Genomic DNA, 23,488 nt, shown 5'->3' with positions numbered 1-23,488 from the left:
CTCAATTTCTTGCAATCCTCGCTACGGACGCTTAAGTCCGACAGGCTGCTAGTCTACCAATCCATAATATTCATCAGCATTCTGGTGAGCTTAAACAATAGCAAAAACTCAACGATATAAACTGGAGTGATCATCGTCTTAGACACTTCATTTGGCAGATGCCGTTAGCATGACTGTCTACACTCAGGCTCAGGCCGACATCGCTGATGGTAGAGAGGTTACCGATGAACAAAACCGACATTGTCAAAGAGAAGCTCCAGAATTCCATTTATACTCTTGGCGAGGCTATCCGAAGCAGGGATTGGACAACGCTGGAAGTTTTGGATTCTGAAGCACGTCAGGCGATCGAAGAAGCGCTGGAAAGTGGCTCTGCTCCCTCGGAAGAGGTGAAGGATCTGCTCGAAGAACTCCAGACGCTCTATCAGGGAATGATATCAGCCTGCCAGCTTGAACGAGATCGTGTACAGGAACAGTTGACGGTCAGTAAACGTCGCCAGCAAGCGATTGAGAACTATCAGAAAAGTAACAAACGTTGAGGTTGCCCGGTTCTGGATTTTGCAGACATTCATTCGAAGCGCTGCGGAATCATGGTGTTAATAAATCAGAACCAGAGTATTTCGAAGCCCACTTTCTTGGGGTGATCTATCCTTCTTGTCTGTGAACCAGAATGCCAGGATAGAATTATTCAATACCTACTCCTTATGGCGCCGCTGTTTTTGGTACTCGGGTTGTCTGTCGTCTGTCAGGCTGAACCGTGGACAGGATGTTTTGCTGTCGGGGCTGAACCAAATGCAGGATTTTCGCATCAGAGCTTTTCTATCAAAGGTGTCCGACATTCACCGCAGGGTAACCCGTCAGATATTGCCGACACAAATGGCTATACAGGACCAACCAGGCCGCCTGATGACAAACCACACAGACTTGGCGGCTATGGGATAAAAGCGACCATCATTGAGTCGATTTCGTGGCAGTTACTTTATGCCACTGACCTGCAGGTGGCTCACAAACTGATACTGACCATCAAAGACGCCCCCCTGAATTCCAATCCTTATTCATGGTTATCTGTAGAAGTGCTTGTCGCTGTCGGTTGGCTTTTAAAAAGCTATTGGAACTCCGGGTTACTGATGTCTAACCCGATTGAACAACAAAAGGTGAGTCAGGACCATTCGTTAGACACTATTACAATGATGTTTGGCTCTGGACACAACCAGCGACCACATCAACCATCAACATCATCGGGACAGCGAGCTCCACAAGCTGCTAATCTCCCCGGAGGCTTTATCTCCAGCCTCATGTATTCTGACTCAGGCGGTAGTGGAGGAGGTTCTCAACAACACTCACATACTTTGGGTTTAAATTGTTTCGTTCACCCTTGTCGTGGTGTTTGTAGTTTCCGACCATTCTCTGATAATGGAAGCCCCGATAATTGGCTGCTGAATTCGGCAGAAACTTCGATGGGCTTCAACGGAGCAAACCCCGGACAGAGCTCATGCCCTCATTTGGCTAATAAACACAGCATTAGTCGCATAGACGATTTTGATCCTTTTGAAGCGACGCATTTCGAACAAAACGAAATACTGGATGATCTTTCTGGTATTCAACTCTCGTTGATTTCTAATCAACTGCTTGATTTGGCGTATGAGTTTGACTGCAACCCTGCCAACAATGCCTGCGCTTTGGATGAGGTTGCCTTAGACAGGGACACCTCAGACTCAATGCGTGCGGGGGGCACCTATCCAACTGACGTTGCCGGGCCGCTTAATGGTCTTGTGCTAATGAACGACGGATTGCGTTTTACAGCGAATGAGTTTGGGGTCATTAATGGGTTAGTCGATCCAACTGAACTTTGCCAGGAAGCTGGGTTTTCCCTTGCGCTTGACTCTTCAGAAACACCACAGACAATCACTGAATTATCCCAGTCAGGTCAGAGCCAACCCCATCTTTCCCGGACAGACGAAGCACAAGCCAGGAACAACAGCGGGCAAAAAATCTGTCACGTGATCTTTGTTGGAGAGGGTGGCCAAGAGCGACTATGTGGGAGAGTTTGCAAGAATGCTCGGGCTCTGTCATCTCACAAAAAAAGAAGTCATCCAAGGCAACATAGCTGTGATGTCAGAGTGGTCGGGGAGGATGGTCAGCCGCGGCCATGCGGGAAAGTCTGCAAGAATGCTCGTGCCCTGATGGATCACAATAGAAATAATCATAAAGGGCCAGAAACCTGTAACATGACTGTGGTCGGGGAGTATGGTCAGCAGCGAGCATGCAAGAAGATCTGCAAGAATGCTCAAACCATGGCGAACCACAAAAAAATGGTGCATGGCAGGCAACAAACCTGTTACGTGACCGTGGTCGGAGAGGATGGCCGACAGCGCCCATGCGGGATGGTTTGCAAGAATGCTCCTTGTCTGGCGTCTCACAAAATAAGAGCCCACAGCGGGCAACAAATCTGTGACAGGATCGTGGTTGGGGAGGATGGTTTGGTGTGGCCATGTGGTAGGATCTGCAAGAGTGCCGGATCCTTGGCGGATCACAAAAGAAGAGAGCACAGCGGGCAACAAATCTGTGACCGGATCGTGGTCGGCAAAGATGGCCAGCAGCGCCCGTGCGCGAAGGTTTGTAGGAGTTCTAAAGTTCTGTCAGATCACAGAAGAAAAGACCACAGTGGGCGACAAACCTGCTACGTGACCGTTGTCGGATTGGACGGCCAACAGCGGCCGTGCGGAGCAGTCTGCAAGAATGCCAGAGCTCTGACGGAACACAAGGGTAAGCATCGAAAACGCAAATTTGTTGGCATGAACCGGGACGTTGATCTCAAGTCTCAATAAACACTTCACTGTTAGAAACAATGTGACCAGGACTTTATCGGCCATCAGGCAGAGTGAAGCAGGGCTCACTCAATCTTCTGAGCCCAGCTTTCTGTTTCAGGTTCAAGGAAGACGTGTTCGAGGATTTCAGCAGCCCAGGGGTATTGCCCTGAGATTTGGCGAAGGACTCTGACGGACATCACCTGGGCGGCCGGAACTTGGCTCCAGACGCTTTTGCCCAGACAGCGCCAGTGGTCAACGTTCATTTTTGCGGGTTTCCTTTCAAAAAGGCTGAGTTGCTCACCGCAAATGTCACAGGTCATCAGGCAGTGCTCAAAATCGGGCTCTTCAGGAACAGGAGCTACTTCCCAGATGTTAAGCGGAACACCGGCTGCTTCACAAAGCTCACACTTTGAACTGGCCCTGCGGGCAAGATCCTTGCCAAGCAAGTTCAGTGCAGCCTGTCGTTCCTGATGTTTCAGTAAGCCTTTGGCCATATTCTTTCTCCCAAATGAGCTAATGATACAGGGAATTGAAAAGCTGACTATGGCGCAAATGAAGCTCAAAGTTCCTTGATCGGGTGATAAATACCTTAAAATACGCCCTTGATCTCTGACTGGATGGCTGGTTACGCTATCAGTTCAATGGATCCCAGACTTTTTACAGGCAAATCAATGGCTTTAAGTTTCATTTCACATCCCAGCCCCAACTTTGACGCCCGGGAAATTCCTGTAGAATTTCTGGTCCTGCACTACACGGCTGTGGACCTTCAGGGTACGCTGGACATGATTTCGAGTCCAGGTTGTGGGGTTTCAGCTCACCTGGTGATTGATCTGGACGGGACCGTCTATGAGCTGGTCAGTTGCCTGAATGGAACTGCTCACAGAGCCTGGCATGCTGGTATCAGTCGTTGGCAGGAAAAAGAAGCGCTCAACGATTTTGCTATTGGAATAGAGTTGGTTAACTACAACGGGAATGTTTTCCCTTTCACCGATGCACAATATTCAGCTCTGAAAGATGTGATTCGCCTGTTGCAGGAGCACTACCCCAGCCTGGGTGATCCACAACGGATTATTGGCCATGAACACATAGCTGGTTTCAGGGGAAAAGCCGATCCGGGTTGTCATTTTGACTGGGATCGTCTTTTTACAGAGAGTTTTCCTGATCAACCTCGGCCCGTTCGGGAATCTGTTTGCCCAAAGGAGCTTCAGGCTTCTCTGGAGAAGTTCCAGTCGCTGGAACCTGCTGATAGAGAACAGCGAACACTTTTCTGGAAAAGGGTTAACGAGTTAACAGAAACCTCGGTCAGGCTGATTCAGGAGGGAGTCAGATCTCATTCATGATCTCAATAATCGTTGCTCGACGTACTATTTCTGAAAAGAATATGTCATTTTGAGATGCTGACAAATTCTATGGAAATACTCCATGCCCCTGTGTACGAAGTTTTTTAAGTGCGTTGTCACCCTCCTTCTACAAGCTCGGGACGAGCCAAGTGTGTTTTATAGAGCCAGCAATATAGCCAGAGTGGTTATAACACCTAAACCCGTAGTCATTCTGGTTGCATCCGACGGTGAACTGGGGCTCGCGCTCTTAGCGGACATCGTGTTGCTACCAAAAGCCACATTGTTAACAAAAGCAGAGGACGTAGCGACTGTGGGGCAGACTCCTGATTCAAAGAAGAAACGACCTTCGAAGTTGGTCAGTCCACCACAGGCCGTGGCAGAGGAGTTAATGGCTGTCCAGGTGTTCAGTATCTGACTGATGTTATAGGGAACGGTTGTTGGCATGGTTGTTGGCATGAAAACGGTTGAGTTTACCGATGGCGTGACAACGGTTGAATTTGGCGTTGGCATTTCAACGAGTGAAGTCATCGGTCTTTCGCACTCACCTCCCAGCGATAACGGATCAGCCGCTTTCAGGCTGAAGTGTTCTTGAAGTTGTTGCCAAGGACTAACGGCCTGCAGGTGGTTACAGGCCAGGGCGAGTTTAAGAGGGGCGCTGACGTTTATAGCGGCCGCTGTTCTCGCGGTTACCCGGATCCGGTTGCCTGCCAGGTTAAAGTGAGGAGGCTCTGCATTGCCATCGGTATGACCTATAAGCGTGAAGCCTCCCAGCCGTGGCGATCGTTGGGCACGGGCGTCGCGAAGTGTGTTAGTACTGCCATGATTGGCAATGTCTACTGTATTTCTGAAAATATCCAGGCGAGTTCCGGACCCAAGAGTAAATTCACCCGCTTCTGCCATTCTGCCCATGAATGTATTACCAGTAACAGCGATTCTGTGTGACTGGTTCCTGATAGCAGGAAGATTTACAGACACCCCATCTTCGGGCATGTAGTTCAGGTACCAGTTCTTGATGATGTGACCTTTGATCGTGTTATTGGCAAATTGGAGGCCAGGGCCAGGGCGGCTGCCATCGGCGTCTGCATCCAGAGATTGTTTGCAGTCAAGATGAACGGCGGATCGGACAGGAATATGAAATACATTGTCTTTTATAATCAGTCTCCGGTTATAACATTCTGCGAAAACAACAGTGTTAGTTCTGGGTTCATCAGGGCGTCCAAATGGCCAGAAAGTAATGTGTCTTATATTGCTGTCTCTTGTTTCTCTATACCGGAAATTTTTAGTGGTTCCTACCTTGATTACAGAGTTGCCCCCTAAATGGGAACCGATGACGATTTCAAAACCATCATCAGCGGCTCCAATAATGTCCTGACCATCCTTCAAAACGATTTGATAGTTTGTAACGTATATAGCCTGTTTTTTACCTGCATGGACAGAGTTGGATGAGAGCAATACCACGGTGTTTTGAGGAGCCTGGCGGATCAACTTAGCTAAATCCTTTTTCGGGTTAGCACTGAGAACAAGACACTGTTTTCCGCGAAAAAGCTCTCTATACTGGTTTAGCCGTCTCTGAACCCCTGACGTTTGTCCTGTGAGAGAGTCGCACGATACTGTCATAGAGGCAGGTTGAGTCGCCGCCTGAGCCTCTGAAGTCAGAGTGTGCAACAAGAATATCTGGGCGACTAACAGGACGAAACAAAGCTGCAGGCTAGTCATGTTAAGGTTTCCGTAGAAAAAGTGGATAGGAAGCCTAGACGCTGCATTGATACTTAGCCAATGATTTGAATGTTCGCTTTTAAGAGACTCTCGGCAGGGCCGGGACGGTCAGGTGTATTCCTCCAACCCCAACAGTTTTTTGCCCAGTTCAGTGAGCCGGGCAGGCTCTCCTGGTTCAGGGTCTTGTTGATGGTTTAAGCCCCGCCACTTTTTTGGTGCTCTTTTTTCCTGCCAGAGTTCTATGCGTTCCTCAGCCGTCTCTTCCAAGCCTGCCGGAAACATAGAAATATAGACTGCCAGCCTGGGCTTGTCCGAAATATTCAGCATGCCAGAATGAGGGAGTCCTGAGTCCCAGATAATCAGTGAACCTGCCTCGCCTTCTATAGGTTCGATCGGATGTTCACTCAGCTCCTCTTCAGAAAACCAGAGACTTTCGCGGTGTTTAAGAACCTCATCTTTTTTGAAAAGGCTGGGCACGCAGCAGAATGCTCCCTGATTTTTTCTGGTCTCGGTTAGATAGAGAATGCCCTGCAAGCGCAACGATGTTAGTTTTTCAGCCGGAAAGTCGAGATGGATATGACTTTTTAGCTGGTCCGTTTCGGGATCAAGAGAAGGGGGCTTGAAGGACAGTCTATCCATTCGAACCCAGAGTTTTTCGGTGCCAAGGAGTTGTGTGAAAAGGGCGTGAATATTAGGGTGCTGTCTTATATTCCAGAGGCTCTGGTGCTGGTGAACGGGCACAAGGCCGTTGTAACCCAGATCTTTTTCGTACCAGCTTTGGGGGTTGCAGAGATCAATATCGAGAAATTGTGTGATTAAATCGATGGCGTCATCACACAGGGACTGGGGAACAGCATCAGGAATGACCGTATAGCCGTCCTTGCTGAGTTGGCGCCTGTTTTCCTTTGACAGAGTCAACATGCTTACGCCTCACTGATTCAGTTCAGGTATTCTTTATTAGAATAAACAGCACTGAGCTTAACAAACAACCCTGAGCTGAATAAAAAGCCTGAGCTGAATGAACAGTCTTTGGGTCTCTTATCAGTGAATTGTTTCGTTGGCTTCTCTTTCTTCCAGGTCTTCCAGCAGCGATTCGAGAACGACCTTAAGAGTATCCGTCTCTTTGTTGAGTTCGTAATGGCGAACCATGGCGACCAGAGCCTGTGCCATCGGATAGATACGAAGGAAGCTTTTCAGGTCCTGTGGCTGAACAGCCTGACCGGAGTGCTCGACAAAGTGGTTGGCACCGGAGGCTGATCCTTTATTGGCGGATTCTACCAGAGACTTAATCTGCTCAAGATCTTCCAGATCATTAAATCCCAGAAGCATTTCAGCCAGGCTCTCTTGAAGACGTGCTCTCATAGTCATTACTCCCAGAGGAGTCCGTCGGACGACATCTGCCCCGTCAGACTCCAGGCAACCAGTTAATAAGTTGCAGAGTAAAGATTGATCAACTTGTAACCCATTCGTATGTCTGTCGATTTTTTGCGACTTACCAGCGTGTTTGTTCGCTTTTTCGTTGGTTTTTCAGGGAAAAACACTTATCAGTAGCCTCTTTTCTTCAGTTTAAGAAAAGCATTGATAGGCCATCCACTAACAATTGTCGGCAAAGAGTGACAAACATCCCGGCATGACCGAAACGCTCTGAACCCTTATAATGCGCTCTTTCCTTTTTCCCTCTTGCCGCTCTGGTAGTCACTCCATGACGTTACAAACTCTCCGCCTCAAGAACCGGGCTGATCGTAGATTGAAAGCTGGTCATCTCTGGATCTACAGCAACGAAGTCGATACTCAGACTTCTCCCCTGAGAAACTTCGAAACGGGAGAACTGATCAGTATCGAAAGTGCTGAAGGCAAAGTCTTGGGTACGGGCTATATCAACCCAAACAGTCTGATCTGTGCCCGCTTGGTCAGCCGAGACAGCAAATATGTTCTTGATCGTTCACTGCTGGTGCATCGTATTCAGGTGGCGTTGAGTCTGAGGGAGAGAGTGTTCGATAAACCCTTCTACCGTCTGGTCTTTGGCGACAGTGATGGTTTACCGGGACTGGTGGTTGATCGTTTTGGTGATCATGTTGTTGCCCAGATGTCCACCGCTGGTATGGAAGCGGTCAGGGACGACATTGTTGATGCTCTGGTCAAGGTGCTCAAGCCCTCAGGTATTCTTTTGAAAAATGACGGGACCGGTCGACAGCTGGAAAAGCTGCCTGAGTATGTAGAAGTGGCTTATGGCGAAATGCCGGAAAAAGTCGAACTGGAAGAGAATGGTGTCATGTTCAGGGCGCCCGTCATGAAAGGTCAGAAAACGGGCTGGTTCTTCGATCATCGTTTAAACCGTGGACGTTTGCGTCACTACGTCAATGCTAAGAAAGTATTGGATGTTTTCAGTTATGTCGGAGGCTGGGGCGTTCAATGTGCGGCTTTTGGTGCCAGCCAGGTCACCTGTGTGGATGCTTCTGAACAAGCGTTAGACCTGGTCCATGAAAATGCCGGGCTTAATGGTCTTGCCGATCGTGTTGAGTCTATCCATGGCGATGCTTTCACGACTCTGAGAACTCTGAGGGATGAAGGTGAGAAGTTCGACGTCGTGATTGTTGATCCACCGGCCTTTATCAAGAAACGCAAGGATACCAAAGCGGGTGAACAGGCCTATCGCCGTATTAATGAATTGGCCATGAGGTTGCTGGAAAAGGATGGCATTTTGGTGTCCTGTTCCTGTTCCATGCATCTTCAAAAAGATTCACTGTTTGATGCTCTGAGAGCGGGCAGCCGCCATATTGATCGTAATTTGCAAATCATCGAGCAAGGCCACCAGGGCCCCGATCACCCTGTTCTGCCTGCCATACCGGAGACAGAGTACATCAAGGCGATCATTGCCCGGGTGACCCGAGTCTGATTAGCATTTCAGCCGGTTAATCACTGCAACCAGTTGGTCTGCGTCTTCCTCCGTATTGTAGATGTGAGGTGAAAAACGCAGGCCTTCGGATCTTTGATCGCAGAATATGTCAGCACCATGCATGGCTTTCATCGCTTTCTGGTTATCTGTAAATGAGATGGCCAGGGTGCCTCCTCGACGATTTCCCTGCAATGGAGAGCGAATCTCTCCTTGATTAATCCGAGCGATCATGCGATCAATCAGCTTCTGATTATGTTGGAAAATCCTTTCGGTACCGATATGACTCAGAGTTCGGATACTCTCTGCAGAGACGGTAAAAGGCATTATGGAAGGAGTTCCTCCGGTAAATCGTCTCGCGTCATCCGCATAGTTAAAGTGATGAATATCAAACGCCATGGGGTCCTGGTGAGAAAACCAGCCGAGATCCATAGGCCTGCATTGTTCGATGATGTCATCACTGGCCCAGAGATAACCACTGCCAGGTCCACCACACAGCCATTTAACACTGGAACCGATCACGAAGTCGGCCTGCCAGAGTTTGAGGTCAATGGGAACAACTCCGGCTGACTGGGCGATATCTACGACTGAAATAATCGACTTCCTTTTGGTCAGTTCTGTGATGTCAGACACAGGCAGGCGCAGGCTGTCATTGGACTGAACATGAGTGATAAAAGCCAGCCAGACATCGTCGGACAGCATTTCATCCCAACGGTTCAGGTCTGTGAGGTCAGCTTCATGGGGTACGAAGCGGGGCCTGAGTCCGAAACGATCACACAGGGTCTGGATCACAAATCCCGTAGAAGGAAAGTCTCGCTCTGACAGTAAAACATGACTGTCAGAAGGTGCCGATGGCAGCGAACCTACTATTTTTGTCAGTGCACTTGAGAGGTTGGTCTGTGGGCAAAACTGCCGGGTTTTACCGTTCAGCAGAATGGCCAGAGCAGAATTGAATCGGGTCAGGTTATCGAGCCATTGTCCCCAAGCGTTACTGCCCTGCTGTTTCCAGGGTTCCAGGAAGTGACTCTGCAAAGCGGCGCTGGCGGTGATGGGCAGACAGCCAACCGAATGGTTCAGAAGATAGACACCCCGCTCCGGTCGATGGAAAAGCTTTTGAATATCAGTTGTCATGAGCAGCTTTTTTCTGGTTGCCCAAGTTGTCTCTTTTTACACCGTATTCTCCGCCCCAGGCATCGGTCATTGCGCCACGGATATCCCAGAGTTCGGGGAAGAAGCGGTGTTGAATGCCCTTTTGCAAAAGCTCTACAGAGCGGCCTTTTAAAGACTTGGCTCCCATGCCGATGGTTCTGTAGATCAGCTTAAGGTGATGAATACGGAAAGCCTGAAACTGTTCATCAAATTCGGTGAGGGCTTCTGCCACAACATAGGCTTCGCGGTGAGTGTATTGTGAGTTATAGATCTTTTCCAGCGTCAGCCCTTTCTGGTTGAGGTAATGTTTTTTATAACTCTCCCAGAGGAAGGGGGGCATTTTCAGCAGGGTTCTGAATCCGGGGGATTCCTGCCCGCTGCCATTGCCCAGTTGCAGCCTGATTTCCTGATATTCTTTTGGCGACATGCTTTCCAGCAGATGCAGCTGGCTGGTCATCATATCCAGTGTTTTGTTGACTCTCTGGAACAGGGTGATGACTCGGCGAGTATGGGTTTCCTGAAGGTAATCATCGATGTCCAGTAGTGTGTAACCGATCAGTTTCATCCAGAGTTCTTCGACCTGGTGAACGACCTGAAACATCAGTTCATCTTTATTACAAAGATCAGCCATGGGCTTCTGAGCTTTAAGAATTTGTGGAGTGTTGAGATAAACTTCGTAGTCCAGTTTACCTTCACCTTCCATCAATGCGTAGAAGTGGGATCTGTCCATGGTTTCTCCGCTTTTTTTAATCATTGTGAGCAGGTGGCCGGGTATGGTGCATCTGCTCTGGAGGTATCAGCAGTGAAGAGGACAAGTTGCTGATACCTCTTAAATAAAGCATAGAAACGGACAGTTCTTAAAGAATAAATCCGGTTTATCTGAGACTGATGACTGGCCATCCTTTCTCAGCAGCAACTGCGGTCAGTTCAGGGTCAGAATCAACAGCGAAAGGGTGATCCACCTGGCCCAGCAGGGGCAGGTCATTTTTTGAATCACTATAGAAACAGCTGCCTGTCAGAGAATATTCCGGGTTTTCCTGTAGCCATTGCTTAAGACGGATCACCTTTCCTTCCTGAAAAGTCGGTGTGCCGACCACTTTTCCTGTGTAGCGGTTATCTTCAATCTCAAGCTCTATGGCCAGTAAAGTGTCGACATCAAAGGCTTTGGCAATAGGCTCGGTAACAAATCGGCTGGTGGCGGTTATGATCATCAGGTGATCCCCCTGGTCCCGGTGTTTTTTCAGAAGGTTCGCAGCTTTTTCCAGCATAATGGGACGAATGATCCGCTCCATGAATTGGTCATGCCAGACTTTAAGTTCGTCCAGAGTGTAATGGGTTAGTGGCTCAAGACAGAAGTCAAGGTATTCACTAAGAACCAACGTACCCGCTTCATACTGACGGTAGAAATGATCATTGCCATCATGAAAGCGGGCAGCGTCCACTATGCCTTCATTGGCCATGAACTGTCCCCATAGATAGTCACTGTCACCGGCTATCAGGGTGTTATCAAGATCAAAAATTGCCAGAGCCACAAATACTCCTGCCAGACTGCACTGCTGAAAAACGAGGGGTGATTGTACTACGAAAATCTCCCCAGTGGCTGTTCATGATCTTTTCAGGAAAGCAAAAGTGGCATCCTGATTGCGCAGATCCTGATTGCTGTTTTACAGCGCTTTATGAAACAATGCAAAGTAATAGATAGTTTAAGGTAGTCGCTTAAGTGATTGATACAGATGGATTCAGGCCTAATGTGGGCATAATCCTCGCTAATCATCACGGGCAGGTTCTTTGGGCCAGGCGAATCAGACAGGAAGCATGGCAGTTTCCCCAGGGGGGTATAAATGATGATGAAAGCCCTGAGGAAGCCATGTATCGCGAGCTGTATGAAGAGATTGGGCTTCAGCCGGAAGACGTAGAAGTTCTGGCGTGCACTCGTGGCTGGCTGCGTTATCGCCTGCCCAGAAGACTGGTTCGTCGAGACCAGCATCCGCTTTGTATTGGGCAAAAACAGAAATGGTTTCTGCTCAAGCTGCTGAGCAGTGATGACGAGGTTAGTGTGGATCATACAGGATCACCCGAGTTTGATGGCTGGCGATGGGTCAGCTATTGGTATCCCCTGGGACAGGTCGTTTCATTCAAAAGGGAGGTTTATCGCCGTGCTTTGCGCGAGCTGGCTCCCCGAATAGGACACCTGCAAGCGAATAAAGAGTCATGACTTTTGACACTGAGACGATGTTCAATACTGGCATCAGCTTCAAAGGCTCAGACAATATTCAATCAAGTGCTATCCTTGCACTTGCGTGATGGAAGCCTGTTTCTGACAGTCACGACATGGAAAACCGTTTTAAAGTAAACAACAGAATCGGGCGTCTGTTATTTTGAGATAGCAGACTCAGGAGACTGATAAGTAGACTGGACTAAGTCACCATGCTGAACACCCTGCGTTCGATTGTACAGGAAGTCGGTGCCGCCTCGAATTTGCAGGCTGCGCTGGATATCATTGTGCAGCGGGTTCGTGAGGCCATTAGTACTGAAGTCTGCTCTGTCTATCTCTACGACGCTGAAAAGGCTATCTATACATTGATGGCGACAGAAGGCCTCAATAAAAAGGCTGTCGGTGTCGCCCGTTTATCCCAATCCGAAGGTCTTGTGGGTCAGGTGGGTCTTAGAGAGGAGCCCATCAACCTGAAAACAGCTTCTTCCCACCCTAAATACCGTTACATCAAGGAAACCGGTGAAGAAAAGTTTCATGCTTTTCTTGGGGTTCCCATCATTCATCATCGGATGATCCTGGGTGTACTGGTGGTTCAGCAAAAAGAACAACGCCGTTTTGACGAGCATGAAGAAGCTTTCCTGGTCACCATGTCTGCCCAGCTAGCAGGTGTTATTGCCCATGCTGAGGCCACTGGTTCCCTGCATGTTACAGTCAATACTCAGAAAACAGCTCGCTTTCAGGGGACGCCCGGCGCAACCGGTGTTTCTATTGGTGAAGCCGTTGTCGTTTCTCCGGTCGCTGATTTAGGGGCTGTTCCTGATCGAACCTGCCACGACATCAAGAAAGAGCTGGAGTCTTTGGATCTGGCTCTGGAATCGGTCCGTTCGGAAATGAAGGCCACCGCCGAAAAGCTCTCTGGCCATCTGCCGGCAGAAGAGCAGGCGTTATTTGATGTCTATCTTCGGATGCTGGACGACAATGCACTGGGGTTGGAAATCAGAAACCGGGTGAAACAGGGTAACTGGGCACCGGGAGCACTCAGGCAGGTTATAAACGAGCACGTCCGTAATTTTGAAATGATGGACGACGCTTACATGCGTGAGCGTGCTGTTGATGTCAAAGACTTGGGTCGTCGGGTTCTTGCCAGTATTCAGCAACACGATCATGAGTGCATAACCTACCCTGATCAAACCATTCTGATCAGTGAAGAACTGACAGCCAGTATGCTGGCAGATGTTCCCCGGGATAAGTTGGCGGGTCTTGTCTCTATACAGGGCTCAAGCAATTCCCACGCGGCCATACTGGCCAGGGCTCTGGGTATTCCTACAGTGATGGGGGCCGTTGATTTGCCCTATCACAAGATGTCCGGCAAGCAGCTGATTGTTGATGGTAACCTTGGGTTGGTTTATGCCTCACCTTCCAGGGAACTGCTGGAACATTATCAGGCCGTTGTTGAAGAAGAAAAAGAATTCAGTAAAGGGCTGGAAACGATCAGCGATCTGCCCTGTGTCACTCTGGACAACCACCGGTTACCACTGTGGGTCAATACCGGCCTTATGACTGATACGGTTCGTTCCCTGGATCGGGGCGCGGAAGGTGTCGGTCTTTATCGTACCGAAGTTCCTTTTATGCTCAAGGAACGATTCCCCAGCGAAGCAGAACAGGAAAAAATCTATCGCCAGCAGCTTGAAGCCTTTGCACCCAGACCGGTCACCATGCGTACGCTGGATGTGGGTGGGGACAAGGCGCTGTCCTATTTTCCCATTGAAGAAGACAACCCCTTTTTAGGGTGGCGTGGTATCAGGGTAACCCTGGATCATCCGGAAATATTTCTGGTTCAAATCCGGGCGATGCTCAAAGCCAGTGTTGGACTGGATAATCTTCGAATCATGCTGCCAATGGTAACCAGTGTCTTTGAAGTAGAAGACGCACAGCATCTTATCCATAGGGCTCACGGCGAAGTGTCAGCCGAAGGCTTGCCGGTCGTGATGCCTCCGGTCGGAGTCATGATTGAGGTTCCTGCTGCCGTCTATCAGGTTCGTGAACTGGCCCAGAGTGTGGACTTCATGTCGATCGGTTCCAATGACCTCACGCAATATCTTCTGGCGGTGGATCGTAATAATCCCAGGGTGGCTGATTTATATCATTCTTTTCATCCGGCGGTTTTGCAGGCGCTTCGAAAAGTGGTCGAAGATTGTCATAAAGAAGGCCGAACCGTCGGTATTTGTGGTGAAATGGCCGGTGACCCCGTAGCTTCCGTTCTACTTCTGGCTATGGGGTTTGACATGCTGTCCATGAGTGCCACCAACTTGCTTAAGGTGAAGTGGGCGCTCAGGAAAATCACTCTGGAAAGAGCCAGAGAGATTCTGGAGGATGTGATGACGCTGGACAATTCTCATCTGATCCGGAGCACTCTGGAGTTGGCCCTCTGTCGGGAGGGGCTCGGTAAAGTGATGGGCATCAAGAGTAAACGCTTTTCCAGCTAGAACGGGTCAAACCCATCGAAGCTACGCACTCAAGCTCAGAAAACAAAACCTGATTGTCTGGCTATGCCTACCGCTCCGACAAACCTTCCATGGTCTGACTCGCTGACAGACCCCGCATGCGGGTGACAGCTCGGCTGCACTAGGATTTCTTTTCAGAAGTGTCTGCTTTGATACCATAAACAACTACATTGGATGAGTGATCGAGGGGAGCCTCAATATAAAGTACAATTTTTTTAATAGAGCGGCCATGGTCAGGAATCGGGAAGCCCCGGGTTTCCAGTCCCGGTAGCATAAGCTTCTGGACACTCAGGTCTATCACTTGTCCATCACTCATATGTACCTTGGCAGAACGGATTTTCAAACTACCCTGAGTGATATGAAATTTTACAGTTTTGTAGGGAATGTCCCCGTTGTCAGAAGAGATTTTGATGGTTGCCGTGTCTTGAGAAGGGATGATATGTTTCTCGCCTATTTGATGCCAACCATCGGCCTGCAGGGTCATCGAGAAGAACAGCATCAGTGCGGCCAGCAGGGACTTATAAAGTCGGATAGGGGCTTGTAATCTCATCTTATACTCCTTACTTCTCACTACGAATTAACTGCGGATACGACACTTTGCGGAAGCTGCTGAAAGCAATGTTCCAGATCTTCTGAAAGGAATAGAGACAAACCATGTGTTATGAAAGTTAGCTGTTTTTGGCTGCTTTGTGGTCATTTTTTAGGTTGACCGATCTCGCGGCGGGTTGCCATGATACTGGAAATGCCATTGAGAGCTGGCGTTTTTTCCCGGTTTGTCCATGAGGCAGATAGATTTGCTCAGTCCAGCTGAGAGAACCCTGCCTGTCGAGAATCAGAACACTGGTGTTTCGTGTTCCATATTGTTCGCTGGCTATAAAACAGCTGGATAAAAACTTTTCCTGCTCCTGACTCACACCGGTATTGGGTAGTTGGTCATCGGGTGCTTTTGAGTCATCGTGCATCATAGAAATCAGTGCTTCAGGCTCGGGTTTCCGGTGATGTTCAACATGCTGAGCCAATCCCTGCTTTACTTTTTCCAGCTTGGGCCAGGGGCTGTTCAAGAGGTGGTTGCTTAGGGCGTGGAAGCCGGGCTTTAATGAAACAACACTGCCCATTCGATTGGAATAGTAGTACAGACCGCTGGAATCGCCGACCAGCAGGTTAAAGCCAGAGTAATGATCGGCTTTATGATGAATCTTGTTCAGGTATTCTTTGGGTGATAGGTTACTATTTAAAAAATTACTCACCAGATGACCACGGGACAGAGCTCCCGGTTGAAGGGGCCATTCCCGATAGTTGGTGATGGCGGCTATTCTGCCTCTGCAACTCAGAGCCAGCCAGCTGCCTCCGGCTTCTAAATCCCGGCCACCAAAAATCTCCGGATTGTCCTCCCAAAAGTGAACGGTTTTTGCTGGCCGCTCATAGAATTCATCGCGGTTGGCGACCAGAATCAGCGGGTACTCGGTATCCGGTTGCCAGGACAGGGTAATCAGACACATAGATTGAGATCATCTCTTGTTTTTATCAACAGGGTTGAGATTGTACAAACAGCAGCGAGCCAGGGTATCGTTTGGTAAAGCCAATAAACGGCACTTGGTTAACAACTGGCAACATTTTCTTAAGTAAATTTCGCTTAATCTGATCTGAACGCTGGTGAAAATTCGCTTCTTGAGAGGCGGGTCTGACCAGTATTAGGCTTTAGCCTTGCTGTTTGCGACTAAAATAGCATAATGCCATGCAGCGAGACAGGTTCAAAAATGCGTCAAAGTATCCGACTCAAAGCCCATCGAAAAGATCAGCAAAAGCTGATTCATTCTCAGTGGATGGGTTGTGTCTGGCCTATCAGCAATGCGAAATGTGATAAAGGCAGCGAAAGACAAGAAGTCTTTTGATTATCCTGAGAGTGCCTGGGAGAGGATAATTGGCGCGGGTCTTGACATTGCTACACCTCTGGTAGTGGCGGCAGCCACTTGGGCAGCTCTTATCATTGTAAGCTCGCCCCTCCGGGAGTGATGAGTTCACTCAGAGGGTGTCATATCTATTACACTGGAGAAGTTAATCTATGGCAGAGGGGAAAGCCTATGAGTAAAGCAGTCACCGCTGCTGTGGTCCAAATGTGTTCCGGACCTGATGTTCAAGCCAATCTAAAGCAGGCAGAGGATCTTCTTTCAGGAATGGAGTCATCAGCCAACATCCTTGTGCTGCCTGAATGTTTTGCCCAGTTGGGGGGGGATATTCCCGCTTTGGGCAATAATACCAGTGTGGTCAGAAACTGGATGTCCCGCATTGCCCGTCAATATGGGGCTTGGCTGGTAGGTGGTTCTATTCCCTGTGTCGTCAATGAAGGAGAGAATAGCAGGGCGTCCTGCTTTGTTTATGACCCCCAGGGTCATGAAATCACTCGCTACGACAAGATTCATCTGTTTAATGCCGATGTATCGGACGGCACTCGTCGTTACAGGGAATCCGATGACTATTCGCCGGGCAATGATTTGAATGTAGTGGATATGGAATTTGCCAGAACAGGCCTGACTATCTGCTACGACGTTCGTTTTCCAGAGCTTTATCGAGAACTGAGAGTCAGGGAGTCAGAAATCATTACCGTACCTTCAGCATTTACCAGGGTGACAGGACAGGCCCACTGGGAGCCATTATTAAGGGCTCGTGCCATCGAGAACCATTGTTATGTCCTGGCGGCTAACCAGGGGGGGACTCATCCCAATAAGAGAGAAACCTGGGGACATAGCATGATTATTTCACCCTGGGGTGAAGTCTTGGCAGAAGCCGATAATACTCCCTGTGTTTTGACCACTGAACTGAATATAAAAGCACTGCAGGAGATCAGGAAGCAAATGCCTTGCTTTGAACATCGAGTGTTATGAAAGCGTGTTGATTGATGGATTCAGGACAAAACCCACCTTGTCCCGGATCCCTGTCTGTGAATCAGTGAGTGTAGTTTGCCAGTGTTTCCAGCAACCTTCTCTGGGCATTTCTGCGACGTTGGCCCCTTGATGGTTTGTTCTGAAGATATTGACCATCACTCTGCAACTGCCAGCTGCGGGTATTGTCTGACAGGTAAAGTTCCAGCTCTTTCTTCACTCGTGCTGCCAGCTTCGGTTCTTCAATGGGGAAGCAAGTTTCAACACGCATATCCAGATTACGAACCATACCATCGGCACTGGAGCAGTACACTCTGGAATTTCCATCGTTCTCAAAGTAGAAAATGCGGGTGTGCTCAAGAAAACGGCCCACAATAGAACGCACCTGAATATTTTCAGACAGTCCTTGAATGCCGGGTCTCAGACAGCAGATGCCACGTATGATCAGATGAATTTCTACCCCAGCCTGAGAAGCCCGGTAGAGAGCCTTGATCATTTGGCTTTCGGTCAGTGAGTTTACCTTGATGATCACACGGGCCGCTTTGCCTTCTCTGGCATTAACAGCTTCCTGATTGATCAGTTCAATCAGGCTTTTCTTGAGCGTGAAGGGCGCATGAAAAAGTTTGCGCACACGCACAGCCTTGCCCATACCTGTCAGCTGCTGAAAAATCTTGCGAACATCGTTAGTCATATCCTTGTCGCAGGTGAGCAGGCTGTAGTCGGTGTAGAGTCGTGCGTTTCCCGCATGGTAGTTACCGGTGCCCAGGTGTGCGTACCGCTGGATCTTTTTGCCTTCCCGACGAACAATCAGAATCAGTTTGGCGTGGGTTTTATAGGCAACCACTCCGTAAACAACAACCGCCCCAGCTTCCTGAAGTCTTCTTGCCAGTGCAAGGTTTTCTTCTTCGTCAAAACGGGCTCGAATTTCCACGATAACCGTGACTTCTTTACCTTTCCTGGCCGCTTCTACCAGAGCATCGACCATTTCGGAGCGTGCTCCGGTGCGGTACAACGTCTGACGTATTGCCAGAACATTCGGATCAGTGGCTGCCTGGCGCAGCATATCCACAACCGGAGTGAAGGATTCGAAGGGATGATGCAATAGAATATCGGACTTACGAATAGCATCCAGCATATTAACAGAACGGGAGCTTCGGGCTTGCAGTACCTTCGGGTAGCTGGGTGTAAAGCTGGGGAAGGTCAGGTGATCAAACTCTGGTGACGTTTCGTTGCATACTGACATCATGCGGGTCAGGTTGACCGGACCATTGACGCGGTAGAGTTCATCTTCCGTCAGGCCAAATTCTTTCAGTAGGAAATCAACCAGCGGCTGTGGGCAGTTATCCACAACTTCAAGGCGCACTGCCTCACCGTAGCGGCGGGAGAGTAATTCACCCTGCAGGGCCTTGGCCAGATCTTCCACTTCATCTTCAAGGTCCAGATCACTGTTTCGGGTCAGCCGGAACTGGTAACAACCTTTGATGGTCATACCCGGGAACAGATCCTGCATGTGCAAATGGATGATAGACGACAAAAATACATAATTCCTGCCACCCTTGTCACAGACCTCTTCAGGCAGTTCTACGACCCTGGGTAAAGATCTTGGCGCAGGAATAATAGCCATACCTGTTTCACGACCAAAAGCGTCTTTGCCTTCCATTGCGACAATAAAGCAGAGCAGTTTGTTGGTCAGTCTCGGGAAGGGATGAGCCGGGTCCAGTCCAATAGGGCTGATGATGGGCATGACTTCGTTGTAGAAGAAGCGCTTGATCCAGGCCTTCTGCTTGTCGTTCAACTGGTTACGCCGAATAAATCGAATGCCCTGCTTGGCCAGACGAGGCAGTAGTTTGTCGTTCAGAATTTCATATTGCAGCTGAACATTTTCCTTGGCCTGAAGGCTGATCTCTTTCAGAACCGCTTGGGGGCGCAGGCCATCCAAATCCACTTGCTCGCGGGCAAACTCTACCTGTTGCATCAGGCCAGCAACACGGATTTCAAAAAATTCATCCATGTTCGAGCTATAAATCAGCAGGAACCGGAGGCGTTCAATCAAGGGGTGGTCGTCGTTCAATGCCTGCTCAAGCACACGACGGTTGAACTGCAAATGGCTCAGCTCCCTGTTGATGTAATAGTCCGGGCTACTAAGGTCTGTAATACGAGGCATCTGGGCAACAGGCTCCAGACTCTCTTTTGCATTGGCATTGAGTTCGGGGAGTTCCCGGTCTTGTGAATTATCCATGGGACCTCTTGCGACATCTTTAAGTGGCAGTATACGAATTCATGTACAAGCCGGACTGACGGTGGCTTATTGTTGTAACGCAATTGTACGACGTTTTGATGACTGAGTTGAGTATTAAGACATTATCTTTGGGCACAGCCTTGTAGACAGCCTGCCTCGAGTTCAGTCAGACGCGATGTATTTAGCAAAGAAAAATGACAGCCCTATGACGCTCTGACTTGACAGGGCTGCCAGCTAGCAAACGTTTTTTATTAGATCGTATCTGGCACTTTAAGTTCCCTTAAATAACGGCCGCACTGTTATTGTCTGATCAGCCGGGCCGCTTCTTTAGCGTAGTAAGTAAGAATGGCATCGGCTCCGGCTCGTTTGAAGCAGAGCAGAGACTCCGTCATGATGGCATTTCGGTCCAGCCAACCGTTGGCAATCGCAGCCTGATGCATGGCATACTCGCCACTGACCTGGTAAACAAAGGTGGGTGCCTTGAACTCATCCTTGGCTCTTCTGACAACATCCAGGTAAGGCATACCGGGCTTAACCATGATCATATCTGCACCTTCATTGAGATCAGCTGCGATCTCGTGCAGAGCCTCATCAATGTTGGCTACATCCATCTGGAAGCTGTGCTTGTTGCTCTTGCCCAGATTGCCTGCAGAGCCCACAGCATCCCGAAATGGGCCGTAGTAGCTGGAAGCGTATTTGGCTGAGTAAGCGAGAATCCGGGTGTTCAGATGACCGGTTTCTTCGAGTCGGGTGCGAATGGCTGAAATTCTGCCGTCCATCATGTCGGAGGGAGCGACTATATCGGCCCCGGCTTCGGCATGAGACAGCGCTTGTTTAACCAGTATATTGACGGTTGGGTCGTTAACGACATAACCTGTTTCATCAATCAGGCCATCCAGTCCATGACTGGTGTATGGGTCCAAAGCCACATCAGTAATAATGCCCAGCTCAGGCAGTTTTTGTTTTAACTCACGAACGGCGCGCTGCACCAGACCTTCCGGATTCCAGGCTTCGGCCGCATCATCAGACTTCTTCTCAGCCGGTGTGACCGGAAACAGAGCAATGGCCGGAATACCCAGTTCCAGAAGCTCTTCACCTTCGCGAATCAGCTCATCGACCGTCATCCGCTCTATGCCCGGCATGGAAGGAATGGCTTCCCGGTGATTAGAGCCTTCCAGAATGAATACGGGATAGATCAGATCGTTCGGGGTAAGATGGTTCTCCCGCATCAGACGGCGGGAAAAATCGTCAAAGCGCATCCGTCTGGGACGGCTGGCTGGGAAGGGTCGCTGGATCATACTGATACTCTGAAGAAGATGATTAAAAGTGATTCTTTCGCCTGTTAACCCTGATCGTTATGAGGGATAAAGCCGAATACCCCGCTCATAACGTTTGAAACCTTAAGGGTGTGGCTAACGTATAGTCTGACAGGCATTATACGAAAAAGATGCGCTACGCGCTTTTCCGACAGAATGTTGAAAATCCGTTCCGGAGACAACAGGCGAAGAACCCTTGTATGAATAAAACTAAAATAATTTTGCTGGTGGCTGTTGTGGCAGCCATTACTGCCTTTTTTACACTTGATGTACAGCAATACCTGACTCGTGATAATTTCCAATCGCTCTATAGCGATAGCCCTGCCCTCACCATTGTCGTGTTCTTTGCTATTTATCTGGTTGTAACGGCACTTTCCCTGCCGGGCGCTGTTATCCTTACCCTGGTCGGTGGGGCTATTTTCGGGTTGACGACAGGCCTGATAGTGATCTCTTTTGCCAGCACTATAGGGGCCACGCTCGCTTTCCTTATTTCCAGAACACTGCTTAGGGAATGGGTTCAGAACAAATTTGGTCATCATCTGGAAACCGTCAACAAAGGTATTGAGAAAGATGGCCTGTTTTATCTTCTGACCTTAAGATTGATTCCGGCAGTCCCATTCTTTGTGATTAACCTGGTCATGGGGCTGACGCCCATGAAAACCCGAACGTTCTACTGGGTCAGTCAGCTTGGCATGCTGGCGGGAACCGCTGTCTATGTGAATGCCGGTGCTCAGCTTGGGCAGGTTCAGGAATTGTCTGTCAGTGGTATTTTAACGCCGGGGCTTATCGGCTCCTTTGTGCTGCTGGGGACTTTCCCCTGGTTAGCACGCAAAGCTATTAGCCTGATCAAAAAACCTTCCGTGAGCGAAAAAAAGAAGGGGGATTAAGTCATGTTTAATTATTCCGGTGTTTACAAGGGTTTCAGAAAACCCCTTAAGTTCGATAATAACCTGACCGTGATAGGTGCGGGTTCTGCCGGATTGGTAAGCAGCTACATTGCTGCTGCCGTAAAAGCCAAAGTCACTTTAATTGAAAAGCATAGAATGGGTGGCGACTGTCTCAATACCGGCTGCGTTCCCAGCAAGGCTTTGATTCGATCAGCCAGGATGGCCCACTACATGAAGAGGGCTAATGAGTTTGGTCTGGAGAATGTGCAGGCTGATGTAAATTTCAATGCCGTTATGGAACGGGTGCAATCGGTCATCAGGCAGGTTGAGCCTCATGACTCTGTCGAACGTTACACCGATCTGGGTGTAAGCTGTGTAACGGGGACAGCCAGGCTGACCAGTCCCTGGGAGATCGAGGTGGACGGCCGGCGGATTTCCAGCCGAAATATCATTATTGCCAGTGGTGGCAGGCCTTTTGTACCGTCTTTGCCCGGTGTTGATCAGATTACCCATTACACATCGGATACCGTCTGGGAGATTCGTGAAAAACCACAAAAACTGCTGGTCATCGGTGGTGGGCCGATCGGTTGTGAATTGACTCAGGCTTTCACTCGGCTGGGTGTCAATGTGACACAGCTGGATCATGGTCCCCGCCTGTTGCACCGGGAAGATCCGGATGTTTCTGTGGAGGTGATGTCCCAGTTCCGTGAAGATGGGGTTAATTTGCGGCTGAATCACGAAACCCGATCCTTTCACAGGGAAGGCAATAGACAGTGGCTGCTGGCTGAGCATGAAGGTCAGACTGTTGAAATCGATTTCGATGCCGTCCTTTTTGCAACAGGTCGCAAAGCCAATACCGCCAGTCTGGGACTGGAAGCACTCGGGATAGAAACCACAGAACGTGGAACGATAGCGGTGAACGAATATTTGCAGACACGGTTCCCGAATATCTATGCCTGTGGTGATGTGGCCGGGCCTTACCAGTTCACCCATGCTGCGGCCCATCAAGCCTGGTATGCCTCTGTCAACGCTCTGTTCGGGCGCTTCAAGAAGTTCAAAGTCGATTATTCAGTGATGCCCTGGTGCACCTTTACTGACCCGGAAGTGGCCAGAGTGGGCCTCAATGAAACAGAAGCCAGGGACCAGGGGGTTCCTTTTGAAGTCACCCGCTACGGTATTGATGATCTGGACAGGGCTATTGCCGACGAGGAAGACAGAGGCTTTATCAAGGTTCTGACCAAGCCCGGCAGTGACAAGATTCTGGGATGCACTATTGTGGGTTATCATGCCGGTGAACTGATCACCGAATACATCACAGCCATGAAACACAATATGGGAATGAACAAGATTCTTGGCACTATTCACATTTATCCAACGCTCAGCGAAGCCAACAAATATACTGCAGGTGAATGGAAACGTGCTCATGCGCCGGAGGGTTTGTTGAACTGGGTCAAAAAGTATCACGACTGGATGAGGTGCTAAACGAATCAGCTCCTGACTGTACTAGATTAACAATAAAGGGTCTCTTCCCTGAGGCCTTATG

General features: G+C 49.2%; 19 protein-coding genes and 1 pseudogene. 9 read left to right on the top strand and 11 right to left on the bottom strand.

Translation table 11 applies throughout. From position 1 onward, the window contains the following. The first annotated feature begins 224 nt into the window (after positions 1-224). Positions 225-536 (top strand): hypothetical protein, encoded by a 312-nt coding sequence (locus KDK17_RS14755; protein WP_257253359.1) that lies wholly within the window; start codon positions 225-227, stop codon positions 534-536. Between the two features lie 180 nt (positions 537-716). Then, positions 717-2,825, top strand: a complete 2,109-nt coding sequence (locus KDK17_RS14750) for a hypothetical protein (RefSeq protein ID WP_257288380.1) — start codon at positions 717-719, stop codon at positions 2,823-2,825. Positions 2,826-2,890: 65 nt separating this feature from the next. Here the strand turns inward: KDK17_RS14750 and KDK17_RS14745 are convergent, their stop codons facing one another. Further along, a complete protein-coding gene (locus tag KDK17_RS14745) occupies positions 2,891-3,301 on the bottom strand; it encodes a phnA protein (RefSeq protein WP_257253163.1) in 411 nt (136 codons plus the stop codon). Between the two features lie 177 nt (positions 3,302-3,478). Between KDK17_RS14745 and KDK17_RS14740 the strand changes: the two genes are divergently transcribed. After that, entirely contained in the window at positions 3,479-4,147 is a 669-nt protein-coding gene (locus tag KDK17_RS14740; protein WP_257253161.1) for an N-acetylmuramoyl-L-alanine amidase, read from the top strand. Between the two features lie 156 nt (positions 4,148-4,303). Here the strand turns inward: KDK17_RS14740 and KDK17_RS14735 are convergent, their stop codons facing one another. The 3 genes from KDK17_RS14735 to KDK17_RS14725 form a co-directional block, all read right to left on the bottom strand. Then, complete coding sequence (locus tag KDK17_RS14735; protein WP_257288379.1) at positions 4,304-5,863, bottom strand: hypothetical protein; 1,560 nt, start codon at positions 5,861-5,863, stop codon at positions 4,304-4,306. Between the two features lie 108 nt (positions 5,864-5,971). After that, on the bottom strand, positions 5,972-6,784 hold the full coding sequence (locus KDK17_RS14730) for a phytanoyl-CoA dioxygenase family protein (protein WP_257280356.1): 813 nt from the start codon (positions 6,782-6,784) through the stop codon (positions 5,972-5,974). A gap of 120 nt (positions 6,785-6,904) precedes the next feature. After that, a complete protein-coding gene (locus KDK17_RS14725) occupies positions 6,905-7,225 on the bottom strand; it encodes a hypothetical protein (protein WP_257280357.1) in 321 nt (106 codons plus the stop codon). Positions 7,226-7,565: 340 nt separating this feature from the next. On the opposite strand from KDK17_RS14725, the gene KDK17_RS14720 reads away from it, so the two are divergent. Beyond that, entirely contained in the window at positions 7,566-8,759 is a 1,194-nt protein-coding gene (locus tag KDK17_RS14720) for a class I SAM-dependent rRNA methyltransferase (protein ID WP_257288378.1), read from the top strand. On the opposite strand, the gene KDK17_RS14715 is transcribed toward KDK17_RS14720, so the two are convergent. From KDK17_RS14715 to KDK17_RS14705, 3 genes are all read right to left on the bottom strand, one after another. Continuing rightward, positions 8,760-9,887: an aminotransferase class V-fold PLP-dependent enzyme gene (locus KDK17_RS14715; protein ID WP_257288377.1), complete on the bottom strand. Its 1,128-nt coding sequence runs from the start codon at positions 9,885-9,887 to the stop codon at positions 8,760-8,762. Further along, positions 9,877-10,635, bottom strand: a complete 759-nt coding sequence (locus KDK17_RS14710; RefSeq protein ID WP_257288376.1) for a tryptophan 2,3-dioxygenase family protein — start codon at positions 10,633-10,635, stop codon at positions 9,877-9,879. The genes KDK17_RS14715 and KDK17_RS14710 overlap by 11 nt, the downstream gene beginning before the upstream one ends. Positions 10,636-10,780: 145 nt before the next feature. After that, positions 10,781-11,437 (bottom strand): HAD family hydrolase, encoded by a 657-nt coding sequence (locus tag KDK17_RS14705; RefSeq protein WP_257280361.1) that lies wholly within the window; start codon positions 11,435-11,437, stop codon positions 10,781-10,783. A 188-nt stretch (positions 11,438-11,625) separates the two neighbouring features. Here KDK17_RS14705 and rppH point away from each other — a divergent pair, with 188 nt between their 5' ends. Continuing rightward, positions 11,626-12,120: an RNA pyrophosphohydrolase gene (gene rppH / locus KDK17_RS14700; RefSeq protein WP_257280362.1), complete on the top strand. Its 495-nt coding sequence runs from the start codon at positions 11,626-11,628 to the stop codon at positions 12,118-12,120. A gap of 212 nt (positions 12,121-12,332) precedes the next feature. Further along, on the top strand, positions 12,333-14,606 hold the full coding sequence (ptsP, locus tag KDK17_RS14695) for a phosphoenolpyruvate--protein phosphotransferase (RefSeq protein WP_257280363.1): 2,274 nt from the start codon (positions 12,333-12,335) through the stop codon (positions 14,604-14,606). A 139-nt stretch (positions 14,607-14,745) separates the two neighbouring features. Here the strand turns inward: ptsP and KDK17_RS14690 are convergent, their stop codons facing one another. Together KDK17_RS14690 and KDK17_RS14685 are read right to left on the bottom strand one after the other, a co-directional pair. After that, complete coding sequence (locus KDK17_RS14690) at positions 14,746-15,174, bottom strand: hypothetical protein (protein ID WP_257280364.1); 429 nt, start codon at positions 15,172-15,174, stop codon at positions 14,746-14,748. Between the two features lie 118 nt (positions 15,175-15,292). Then, on the bottom strand, positions 15,293-16,123 hold the full coding sequence (locus KDK17_RS14685) for an NRDE family protein (protein WP_257280365.1): 831 nt from the start codon (positions 16,121-16,123) through the stop codon (positions 15,293-15,295). A gap of 349 nt (positions 16,124-16,472) precedes the next feature. On the opposite strand from KDK17_RS14685, the gene KDK17_RS14680 reads away from it, so the two are divergent. Continuing rightward, positions 16,473-16,637, top strand: coding sequence for a hypothetical protein (locus KDK17_RS14680; protein WP_257288375.1), 165 nt, complete (start codon positions 16,473-16,475; stop codon positions 16,635-16,637). A gap of 68 nt (positions 16,638-16,705) precedes the next feature. Then, the gene (locus KDK17_RS14675; protein WP_257280367.1) at positions 16,706-17,506 is read left to right on the top strand and encodes a carbon-nitrogen hydrolase family protein; all 801 of its coding nucleotides are present in this window, start codon (positions 16,706-16,708) and stop codon (positions 17,504-17,506) included. Between the two features lie 61 nt (positions 17,507-17,567). Here KDK17_RS14675 and ppk1 read toward each other — a convergent pair whose 3' ends face one another. Then, a complete protein-coding gene (gene ppk1 / locus KDK17_RS14670; protein WP_373691605.1) occupies positions 17,568-19,742 on the bottom strand; it encodes a polyphosphate kinase 1 in 2,175 nt (724 codons plus the stop codon). A 299-nt stretch (positions 19,743-20,041) separates the two neighbouring features. Then, on the bottom strand, positions 20,042-21,040 hold the full coding sequence (gene hemB, locus KDK17_RS14665) for a porphobilinogen synthase (RefSeq protein WP_257288374.1): 999 nt from the start codon (positions 21,038-21,040) through the stop codon (positions 20,042-20,044). 218 nt (positions 21,041-21,258) lie between these two features. On the opposite strand from hemB, the pseudogene KDK17_RS14660 reads away from it, so the two are divergent. After that, positions 21,259-23,427 (top strand): annotated as a pseudogene (locus KDK17_RS14660) (FAD-dependent oxidoreductase). Positions 23,428-23,488 lie beyond the last annotated feature (61 nt).

It is taken from the genome of Endozoicomonas sp. SESOKO2, assembly GCF_024606245.1.
Taxonomy (GTDB): domain Bacteria; phylum Pseudomonadota; class Gammaproteobacteria; order Pseudomonadales; family Endozoicomonadaceae; genus Endozoicomonas_A.
This window is presented reverse-complemented; position numbering and strand designations above follow the sequence as displayed.